At 66.7% G+C, this 10,600-nt stretch carries 7 protein-coding genes; 6 read left to right on the forward strand and 1 reads right to left on the reverse strand.

The annotated features are described in order from the left end of the window. Positions 1-729 precede the first annotated feature (729 nt). Positions 730-1,137: a zinc-binding dehydrogenase gene (locus tag EG885_RS20410; protein WP_278248500.1), complete on the forward strand. Its 408-nt coding sequence runs from the start codon at positions 730-732 to the stop codon at positions 1,135-1,137. A 246-nt stretch (positions 1,138-1,383) separates the two neighbouring features. After that, complete coding sequence (locus EG885_RS20415; protein WP_165571239.1) at positions 1,384-3,165, forward strand: S8/S53 family peptidase; 1,782 nt, start codon at positions 1,384-1,386, stop codon at positions 3,163-3,165. Here EG885_RS20415 and EG885_RS20420 read toward each other — a convergent pair. After that, the gene (locus EG885_RS20420) at positions 3,162-4,247 is read right to left on the reverse strand and encodes a phosphatase PAP2 family protein (protein WP_131578339.1); all 1,086 of its coding nucleotides are present in this window, start codon (positions 4,245-4,247) and stop codon (positions 3,162-3,164) included. The genes EG885_RS20415 and EG885_RS20420 overlap by 4 nt on opposite strands. A 139-nt stretch (positions 4,248-4,386) precedes the next feature. Between EG885_RS20420 and EG885_RS20425 the strand changes: the two genes are divergently transcribed. From EG885_RS20425 to EG885_RS20440, 4 genes are all read left to right on the forward strand, one after another. After that, the gene (locus EG885_RS20425; protein WP_131578341.1) at positions 4,387-5,988 is read left to right on the forward strand and encodes an AfsR/SARP family transcriptional regulator; all 1,602 of its coding nucleotides are present in this window, start codon (positions 4,387-4,389) and stop codon (positions 5,986-5,988) included. A gap of 127 nt (positions 5,989-6,115) precedes the next feature. After that, the gene (locus tag EG885_RS20430) at positions 6,116-7,801 is read left to right on the forward strand and encodes a peroxidase family protein (protein ID WP_131578343.1); all 1,686 of its coding nucleotides are present in this window, start codon (positions 6,116-6,118) and stop codon (positions 7,799-7,801) included. A 43-nt stretch (positions 7,802-7,844) separates the two neighbouring features. Next, positions 7,845-8,093 carry a hypothetical protein gene (locus tag EG885_RS20435; protein WP_131578345.1) on the forward strand — a complete coding sequence of 83 codons (249 nt, stop codon included), beginning with the start codon at positions 7,845-7,847 and terminating at the stop codon, positions 8,091-8,093. Between the two features lie 122 nt (positions 8,094-8,215). Further along, positions 8,216-9,958 carry a vanadium-dependent haloperoxidase gene (locus EG885_RS20440; RefSeq protein WP_131578347.1) on the forward strand — a complete coding sequence of 581 codons (1,743 nt, stop codon included), beginning with the start codon at positions 8,216-8,218 and terminating at the stop codon, positions 9,956-9,958. Positions 9,959-10,600 lie beyond the last annotated feature (642 nt).

The raw sequence follows: 10,600 nt of genomic DNA on the forward strand, positions 1-10,600 counted from the left end.
GGAAAAAAGGGGGCCATGCGTGCCATCTGCGCGGCAGTCAGCCAGAAAAGGTCGCTCATGTCACCGCTCCGTTTCTGGGCCGTGAATCACGCCGCGAAACGGAAATCAATGCATCCTGACCCTAAGGGCGCTTTGTGTCAATCGGTCGCCCCCGGCGACGGGAACGGGAACGGGAACGGGAACGGTGAGAGTTAGCCTCCAACCTGCGCACTCGGCCCTTCGTGGCTGCCATTACGCTGCGTTTGCTCCTACTAGCTGAAGTCTGTGGACGTCCGCTTATGCAGACGAAGCCAATTCTGTTTCTGAACCGCCATCGGTCCGGTTTCCGCCCCTTTCGACGGCCAGACTAGCTTCGGGGTGATCGGCCCAAAGCGGCCGATCGACGCCTGATGGATGCCGCGGTATGGCTGCCCCAAACCGGACGTCGGTGCCTGGCGCAGCAAAATCGAGGTGGCACAGTCTACTCTGCGGGTCAACACCAGGCCACGGAAAACGCTTGGCTTCGAGACCCCGGCTGCTACGTTCGAGAGAGCCGTTGCGCTGACCGGTTGAACCCACCGTCCTTTTCGTGAGAAATATCAAGTTCGCTTCGGATCACTCGGACGGGCCTGGCTGAAGAGGTTCTCGGCGTCGTTTTTCGCCGCCGCACGATCTTGGGCACTCGCCATCCGGCGGGGTCCCGGCGCACACGACCTCGGCTCTTTACGTCGATGCGCATATGCCCATGTCATCGACTATGACCGCACCGATTTCGCGGCCGAGGTCGCGCGCCTGACCGATGGCCGGGGCGTCGCCGTCCTCTATGACGGGGTCGGCGCGCGGATCTGGCGGGGGTCCATGCAGGCGCTGGCGATGCGGGGGAGCTATTTGTGCTTGGGACAGGCCTGGGGTCCGATCACGGATTTCGCCTTCTCGGATCTGGCACCGAAATCGGCCAGGGCCACGCGGCCCTCGCTGTTTCATGTCATCGCCGATCCGGCGGAACTGCGCCGCCGCACGGCCGCGCTGTTCGCGGCGGTGACCCAAGGCATGCTGCAATCCGAACCCCGCCAGAGCATGCCGCTGGATCAGGCCGCCCAGGCCCATGCGGACCTCGCGTGCCGCAGGACCACCGGTCCGACTGTGTCGATCCCCTAAGCCATCCTGCCGGGCCCGAGGCAAGGTCGGATCGAACCGTCGGGTTGCCGTTCCAAGAGGAAAGGCACGCGCCGGTTGATGTCGGACCGGGCGGGCGCCGGTGCCGGGACGGGCAGCGTTAGTTCAGCGTCAAAAGGCAGGCAGTCCGGCGCGGGGCGCTTGATCGGCGGCGGCAGAGGGTGCCTTCTGGCTGTGTGGGATGCGTCTGTTGGGTGTGACATGGTTCTGGATGCATATGGTCAATGGTTGCGCACTCTTCGCTGGTCGCATCCCGCACGTCCCGAAGCGGTCTTCGTCGTCTCGAACCTGCAACCGGATGCGTTCTTCGCAGCGATCGCGGCTGATGCGGCGCTGTTCTGTCTGCCGATGGAGCGTGGTCTGGTCCGTGCCCTCGGGGCCGGGAGCGGAACCGAGGCGCTGGTCTTCCGCCCCGAAGGACATACCCTGCCGCAGGGGATCGCTCTGGCGGACGGGGCGGAGGTTCCCTCTGTGATGCCTGCGGGCCCGGGGACGCGCACCGGCACCGGCATCGCCATCATCGACGACGGCATCGGCTTTCTGAACGCGCGCTTTCGCAGCGATCCGGTCACGTCGCGCTTTCTGGGGGTCTGGTTGCAGTCGGCCGTCCTGAAGCGCGGCGACAGCATGGGACGGGTGCTGAATGCCGCGGCCGTAGCGGGGCTGACGGCGGCCACGGCAACGACCGCCGAGGCGGTGCTGTATCGCGACATCCATGACGGCCTTCACGCCGATCCCCGGCTGGTCCGGACGATCTTTCAGGCCCAGACCCATGGCACGCATGTGCTGGATCTGGCGGCGGGCGCCGACCCTCTGGACCCGGCCGACCCGATGCGGAGGCTGCCCCTGATCGGCGTGCAGCTGCCGCCCGAAGCGGTGAACGACACGTCGGGCATGCAGATGACGGTGCCGCTGCTTCAGGGACTGCGATGGGCGATCACGGTCGCGCATGAGGCCGGACTGGTCCGGCTGATTGTCAATGCCAGCCTTGGGATTTTGGCGGGGTCCAAGGACGGAAAGTCTTTCCTGGAACGCCAGATGGCGCGCCTGATCGCACAGGCGGGGCGGATCGGGCTCGAGGTGCATATCGTGCTGCCCTATGGCAACGATCACGAGGGACGGCAGGTCGCGCGGTTGTCTGCGGCCACAGGCGGGCACGGGGCGATCACGCTGCGCCTGCAACCGCAGGACGCGACGCCCAGCTATGTCGAGATCCGCGACCTGGCCGCGCGCGAGGCAGGTGACGGCGCGCCCCTGTCCATCGGCCTAACGCTGCCCGACGGGACCGACATCGCTGCGGCGACGGTCGCGCCCGGCGGGTCGCGCGACATCCTTTGGCGGGGGCGTCTAGTCGGGCGTCTTTATCATCGGCCGCGTGAGGCCCGGCGCGACGCGGTGATCCTTCTGGCGCTTGCCCCGACGCAGGCCATCGCGCCGGGCGATCCGACCGCACCGGCAGGCGCCTGGACGATCCGGTTCGACGATGCCGGGGCCCGTGACATTGTGCTTCAGGTCCAACGCGACGACCGCGCGGCGGGATACCGGCTCAGCGGACGGCAGGCCTATTTCGAGGCCGCCGACGCCCATGGCTGGAACCGCCGAAGCCGCGACTGGACCGGTCACGACCACCCGCCCTGCCCGATCCGCCATGACGGCACGAACAGCGCCTATGCGGCCTCGGACCATTCGCAGATCCACAGCGTCGGCGGTGCCCTGCTGACCGAAGGCCGCGCCCCGCGCCCGGCGGATTACGCCGCGCGCGGAGCGGACTGGTCGGGGATCAAGCCGCGTCTTTCGGCGGTCAGCGAGACCGCGACCGCAATCCGGGGGCTGCGGGCCAGCGGCACGCTGTCGGGGACGACGGCGCGCTTTTCCGGCTCCAGCGCGGCGGCGCCGACGCTGACGCGGGCCCTGGCGCTGAACCATCCGGGCGGCCCCGTGCCTGTCCTGGCGGGCGATCAGGAACGGCTGGGTGCCAAGGCCCTGACCGCCAACCCCGCAATCCGCTAGGCCAGTTCGGTCCGCGCCCTGGCCCAAAGTTCGGGCAGGATCGTGTCGTCGCTCGGGTCCAGCGCAATGCTCGTCGCCCCTGACAGATAGGGCACCAGTTCCTCCAACGAAAAATCGTCCGCCAGTCCCATGCCCGCGCGAAGCGCATGGGCGGGCGTGGTCGTCCGGCCAAGGGCGTGGTTGACCACGGCCTGTCCAAGCGAGACGCCCAGAACCGCGCCCGCAAGGCTGTCGATGGGCCAATGCAGCCCAGCAACGGTTCGGTTCGTAGCGATGCGTTCGGCCATGCGGAAGGGCAGCTGCTGGTGCAGCATGTCCGGCGACACGGCAAAGGCCGCGCCGTCCGCCGGGGGCGCCATCAGGCCCGCAAGGATGGTCGCGGAAGCGAAGGCTTCGGTCGCATGGCCACTGGGCCAGCTGCCGTGGAACGGCGTCTGGATCACCGGCAGCACCTGCTGGCTGTAACGGATCGGGCGCGGCACGTCGAAATACAGCTTGATGGGCATGACCATATAGCCCGCCAGCCGGATGACCGCCGCCAGCAGCTCCAGCGTCCAGGGGGTTCGGTCGTCCTGAAGCTGCAGCATCAGCGCGAAGAAGCTGAGGATGTCGCCGCGCTGCTCGTCGATCTCGTCCAGGCGGTCGGCGCGCAGGTCGGCGGCGTCTCGCATGAAGCGCATCTGCGCCGCAAAGGCCGCATTGTTGCCGGGCCGGGCCAGATGCAGCAGCGTCTCAGCGCCCGCCTTGACCTGAACCGCACCGGATTTGGCCCTGCCCTGATAGCCCAACTGGACGGTGAACAACCGAAACAGCAGGTCGTCCATAATGATCTCCTGCGGGATGTCGTCAAGGCGCTGGAAGGCGGGCCAGACATCCTCACGCTGATGCGCGGCATCGGGCGGCAGAACGACCGCCGAGGTGTCCCAGAAGCCGCGCACCCCCTCTCCGGCCAGAAGCAGACCCCCGACCGAGGCCTGCGCGCCCTCGGCCACGTCCGCCTTTCCGGCCTTGCCCGCTTTCCCAGCCTTGCCGGCCTTGCCTGCTTTGCCTGCCTTTCCCGCTTTGCCTGCCGAAATGCTCATGATGGCTGCCTCCCTGTGCTGCGCCGCGACATATTCCAGTTCACAAGCAAGATTAGTTAACTTAAGGTCAAGCAATCGCCCCCTCGGAAATCTGTTTTTGACGCTCGACTGACGATGCTGCCTCGCCGGAGTCACGAAAATGGGTGCAACCTTCACGATCAGCCTGATCGGCCCTCTCTGCATGCGGGCGCCGGACGGCACCGACATCACGCCGCGCGGGACCAAGGCGCAGGGACTGATCGCGCTTCTGGCCGAACATGACGCCCGCCGCCGGTCGCGCCGCTGGATCGAGGCCCGGCTGTGGAGCGATCGGGCCCCCGCCCAAGCCAGCGGCAGCCTGCGCCAGACCCTGATCGAGATCCGCCGCGCCTTCGGGGACCACCACGATTTGCTGGGATCGGACCGGCTTGCGGTCTGGCTTGACCCGGCCCGCGTCACCGTCGATCTGGACGACGCCCCTGGCAGCGGCCAGCGCGAGATTCTGGAGGGTCTGGACGTCCGCGACCCGGAATTCGAGGATTGGCTGCGCCTTCTGCGTCAGCGGCAGCAGACCGTCGCACCGTCTGCGCCGCGCGCCGTCGCGCCCGAACGCGAGATCCGTCTGACCTGCGTGACCTCGGACTCGCTGGTAGGGCCGGATGCGCTGATCGGCCGGATCATCGCCGATCAGGTCGGACGCAACATCGGCGAACGGGTCTCATCGCAGCAGGTCGCGCCCAACCAGCCAATCCCGGATGCCGACGAGCCGCCCGTGGCGGACATCGAGATCAAGTGCGACGTGTCGCGAGAGGCGGGCGGCGGCGTCGTCTTTCTTCAGATCACGCATTGCCGCGACCGGCGGGTGCTGTTTTCGGGCCTGCGCCGGCCCGAACCGGGAGGCGATCTGCTGGCCGAGGATTTCGTCTCGACCCTCGCGCACGAGGCCGCGCTGCGCACGCTGACGCAACTGCCGCAGGCCGTGGGTCTGGGCGTCGCGCAGGCGGCGGCGACGGGCTTCTGCAATCTGGCCTTGCGCAAGTTGTGGACCTTCGATGCCGCCAAGGTCGATGAGGCCGAACTGTTGATGCGCAAGGCTTTCGAGACGGACGGCAACGGGGTCTATCTGGCTTGGATCGCCTTCATCCGCATGGCCCGCGTGATCGAGCGCAACCAGCGCCCCGATCCGGGCTTTCTGGAAGATGTCGACGGGCTGATGCGTCATGCGCTGGAACTGGCGCCCCACAATGGCATGGCGCGGGCGCTGATCGCACTGACCCGGACGCTGCTGTTCAACGATCTGGAAACCGGGGTGCGCATGGCCTCGGATGCGCTGCGGCTGAACTCGGGCAATCTTTTCGCGCGGCAGGCGCTGGCCGTGGCGGGGGTCACGCAGGGCGACACGCCGCAGGCGCATCAGCTGTCATCCTTCTGCCGCATGGCGGTCGGCGCCGATCAGGGCTGGCACCTGTGGGAGCTGTATCACGCAGTGGTCTGCATCGCCGACCACCGCTTTGACGAGGCGACCATCGCGGCCCAACGCGCCGTCGCGCAATGTCCCGACTTCGTGGCGCCGCGCCGCCTGCTTGTGGCCCTGCACGCCGCGCGGGGCAATTTCAGCGCCGCCGAGACCCAGCTGGCCGCCTTGGCCCGGCTGGAACCGGGTTTTTCGCTGGATGCCTATCTGCGCGACGACCGATATCCGGTCGACACGCTGCGCCGCGCGAACCTGTTGCGGCATGCCGCGTCGATTCTGACGGGCTGACACCTCCGATCTCGCGCTGTGATGATGGGCCGCTGACGCTGGCCTGACGGCTGGCGCGCATCTTCTGTCCAGTCACGCCGCCAAAGGGTCGATCCAGCACCCCGGCGGTCTGCATGGAGGACAGATCGTGATCTATTCCAAAGGCCATGGGCGCATGCCGCTCACCACGAATGTCGAAGCGCGCATCAATTGCTCGGCGCGGACATTCCGCTATCTCGACGCGGCCGCGCCGCAGATCACCCCCGGCGCCGACCGCATGGCGGCGCTGACCGCGCTTGGTCAGGCGATGAGCGATCCGGCGAATTTCCCCGGCACCGCCGACAGCGACGTGGCGCCGATCTTCACCTATTTCGGGCAGTTCATCGATCATGACATCTCGGCCGGGACGGATGGCAATCCGCCGGGTGCCGTGCCCGGAACCCCGCTCCCGCGCGACGTGCTGGAACGCGACGTGGTGAACCTGAACACCGGCATGCTGGATCTGGACAGCCTTTACGGCGACGTGATCGTCTGCTGCGAAAGCGACGCCATGCTGGCCACCGCGATGCGCCACCCGACCCTGCCGGGCAAGATGCTGGTCGCCAAGCCGACCCCGGTCGGTGATCCCGTTCAGTTCGTGCCCCTGCCAACGGACGGGGCGGGCGATCTGGTGCGGCTTGACCGCCATATCGACGGCATCCTGTCCGAGGACAAGCTGCGCCAACTCACCGACCCGGCGCTTCTGGACATGTTCTTCTTTCTGAAGCCAGACGGCACGCCGGACCGCCCCAACCTGCACCGCGCCCTGATCGGGGATGCCCGCAACGACGAAAATCTGTTCGTCGCCCAGTTCCACCTGGCGATGCTGCGCCTGCACAACCGGGTCGTAGATGCCTGCGACGACCAGGCAGTGATCGCAGCGGGCGATCAGGCGCTGTTCGAATGGGCCAAGACTCGCGTGCGCTGGATCTATCAATGGCTGATCGTGAACACCTTCCTGCCCGCAGTCTGCGAGGCGGACACGCTGGCGCGAGTGATGGCCGATGGCGGGGCGTTTTATGCCCAGTTCTTGGCCCGCACTGGCGGCGCCCCCTCCGACCGGCTGCCCCTACCGATGGAGTTTTCCGCCGCAGCCTTCCGGTTCGGTCATTCGATGGTGCGCCAGATCTATGACTGGAACGACTTTTTTAGGGATGCCGGTTTTAACCTGCTGTTCGCCTTCACCGGCGGAGTGGCGAACCCGATGTTAGGTGTCACGGACAAGCGCCTGCCCTCGAACTGGGTGGCCGATTGGACCCGCACGGCGATCGATCCGGGAGCGGCGCCCAACCGCGCGGCGCAGGCCATCGACACCAACCTGTCGGCGATCCTGGCCGCGCTGCCGCTGAAGGCCAACGACGATCCGGCCCGCCCGCCGCGCAACCTCGCGGTCCTGAACCTGATCAAGGGCGACACGCTGAACCTGCCATGCGCGCAGGCCGTGGCCGCGACGATCTCGGCCATGACCCGCCGTGCGATCCCGATGATGGATGCCGACCAGATCGCCGCCGGACCGGTGGGCCATGCCATCGCGGGCACGCCCTTGGCCCACGAGACGCCCCTGTGGTTCTACGTCCTGCGCGAGGCCGAGGCCGCGGGTGGCCTGCGTCTTGGTCCCTTGGGCACCACCATCGTCGCCGGGACGCTGCTGGGCCTCGTGACCCATGACGCCTCCAGCTATTGGCACCAGCCCGGATCGGATGGCGGCCGCTGGCGGCCCGCGGACATGCCCAAGGTCTCGGGCGTGGCCATCGCCTCGCTTCCCGACATGCTGCGCGCGGCCAAGGTGCTGTAGGCGCAGTCCCCCTTTCACCCCCAGCAAGCAAAGGAGAATACAGATGGCCCAGATGGCAACCGACAAGACCGCACGGAAAGTGACCGCGGCCACCGCCGCAGCCTCGGTGGCGGTCCTCGTCGTCTTCGGCATCGAGGCGCTTTCCGGCAACCCGCTGCCCGACCAGGTTTCGGCCGCAGTGACGGCCGTCGTCACCGCGATCTCCACCTGGGCGGCCGGATATTACACCTTGCCGGCCCCACGCGATCAGGTCGTGCCCGCAACCCGCACAGACGGGGTGCCGGCAGACTGACCCCCATCGGGGCCGGGCGCTCCTCCTCCCCCCTCCCCGCCCGGTCCCGACCTTCCGCAGATCCCTTCACCGCAGCCGCGACCGTCCAGTGACGCGATCGCCCCATCACAACGGAGATTATCATGCTGAACCTTCCCCCGGTGTCCGAGGCCCCCGGCCTGAACGCCTATCCCGTCCTTTACTGGAACCATGTCGGGCTGGAGCTGAACCGCATCACCCATTCACTGGGCGGCCCCCAGGGCGGCCCGACGCTGAGCGCGCGGGCCCTGGGCCTTCTGCATCTGGCCATGCACGACGCCTATTTCTCGGTCTTGGGCGCGGGCATGGACGGCAATCCCAAGACATGGCTGCCCGAAGCTGCCGTGCCGTCCCTGCCGGCTGGTGTCGAACGGACGCTGACGAACGCGAATGCGGCAATGACGGCGGCGGCAATCACCGTCATAGACCACCAATACGGCAGCCTTCCCGCCAGCATGTCCACCACGGCGCGCAGCACGATGGCACATCTGCGCACGCAGCTGATCGACGGCTATGATCCTCATATCGACACGCTGTCGGCGGCCCACGGGCATGGGGTGCGCGTGGCCACACTCATCCTCGACCGTCTGGCCGTCAAACCCGGAGAGCCTGGTGCCGGAGATCAGAACTATGAACCCAAATCCGGCCGCTTCTTTTTCCGCGACGAGCCGCAGCATCCCGTCGCGCTGGTTCCCATCGACCCCGACGATCGCAGCAAGGGGCTGAAACCGGCGCGCACCTACCACGGGCCGTTTTACGGCACGACCGCGCGCCCAATGGCCGTGACCGACCCCGCAGGCCACCGGCTAGCCCATTGGCGGCAGGATGGTGCATATGATGCCGCGCTGAAAGAGGTCCATGCCCTGGGCGGTGCCCCCACCCTGCCGACGACGACCCGCAAGCCTGATCAGACGGTCGCGGCGCTTTACTGGGCCTATGACGGGGCGAACATGATCGGCACGCCGCCGCGGCTTTACAACCAAATCCTGCGCGTCGTGGCTTGGGACAAGTGCGATCCGGCCGCCGATCCGCACAAGCCGACGCTCGATGCGACGATCAGGCAGACCAGCGCGTTCGTGCGGCTATTCGCCTTGGCCAACGTCGCCATGGCCGATGCCGGAAAGTTCGCTTGGGCCGAGAAATACCGTTTCGAGCTGTGGCGCCCTCTGTCTGGCATCCGCGAGCATGACGAAAGCTCCGAGATCGGTCGTGACGGCACCGAGGCTTTGACCGACTGCGCCGATCCGTTCTGGCTGGCCTTGGGGGCACCCCGGACGAATACCGACCAATCCAGCTTCAAGCCGCCCTTCCCGGCCTATCCCTCGGGCCATGCGACCTTCGGGGCCGCCTGCTTCCAGATGGCGCGGCTGTTCTACGCCGATGCGGGCAAGGCTATGGTCACGCCTGACGGCACCGACGATATCGGCTTTGCCTTCGTGTCCGAGGAACTGAACGGCATCTCGCGCGATCTGGACGGCCCCCACGATCCGAACCGTCCGCTGACGGACCAGCCGGGTCTGGTGCGCACCCATGTCAAGCGACGCTTCCCCTCGTTGTGGAGCGCCATCTGGGAGAACGCCTTCAGCCGGATCTGGCTGGGCGTCCACTGGCGCTTTGATGCGTTCGCTTCCGGGGACGCGATCGGGACGAACGGCGAATACAGGAAGCCGCAGGATGTCCGCTATTCCAACGTCTGGACCCAGAAGCGCCCGGCGGACGTGACCGACGCGGAACTGCCCATCGGCGGCGTGCCTCTGGGGCTGGGGATTGCGAACGACATCTGGCAGAGCGGCATGCGCGCCTCGGACGCCGAAACGATGCCCGAGCGGGCACATGCCTACGCCTGATGCCCAAGGCGCGGTCGCATCCCCGTGACCGCACCAAGGGACGCCTTCGCAGGCCGGTCGCAAAGCTGATGCTTGCGGCCGGCCGTTCACCTTGGAGGCAAAAGGTGATGCGATGGCTTGTCGAGTTGCTGGAGCCCGGAGCCTTCGCGGCTGTGTTCGCGGGAATTCTCGGTTTCTACATCACCAATTTCGTCGAGGACCTTCGGGCAGGTATATTGCGGCTCTGGAGTTTCGTTCGGCCAACGACGATCCGGCCAACACGACTGATTTGCTCTGTGCTATGGGACTCAGGCGCATGCGCATCTTAGAGGCATCAAAGCCATCGCCTGAACCGTGGTAGGCTCCGCTCCGCCGAATGCGCGAACTGTCCAAGGTGTTCGCAGGCACCGTTCGTTTGAGTGACAGAATGCTAAGTGACCGACATTGGGTTTAAGGGATGACGCCCGACGCAGTCCGCACGAACGGCTGCTCTTCCGACTTTGCCGAAACGGCTGCGCCGCGCTGCAGCAGTCTGCTTTCCGCCGAGGCTGTGTAAAAACTCTGATTTATGCTATGCTTACCCATGATTTGGAGGCTTTGCATGGCAGGTTTCATCGAAGGTGTCAGCCGGGATCAGACGACGCTTTTCCCAGAGCGGTTGGA

It is taken from the genome of Paracoccus nototheniae (assembly GCF_004335005.1).
GTDB lineage: Bacteria > Pseudomonadota > Alphaproteobacteria > Rhodobacterales > Rhodobacteraceae > Paracoccus > Paracoccus nototheniae.

Bases quoted from the DNA above. Each gene is read 5' to 3' on its own strand.
- EG885_RS20425 (WP_131578341.1), top strand. From the start codon at position 4,387: ATGGGTGCAACCTTCACGATCAGCCTGATCGGCCCTCTCTGCATGCGG.
- EG885_RS20435 (WP_131578345.1), top strand. From the start codon at position 7,845: ATGGCCCAGATGGCAACCGACAAGACCGCACGGAAAGTGACCGCGGCC.
- EG885_RS20420 (WP_131578339.1), bottom strand. From the start codon at position 4,247: ATGAGCATTTCGGCAGGCAAAGCGGGAAAGGCAGGCAAAGCAGGCAAG.
- EG885_RS20440 (WP_131578347.1), top strand. From the start codon at position 8,216: ATGCTGAACCTTCCCCCGGTGTCCGAGGCCCCCGGCCTGAACGCCTAT.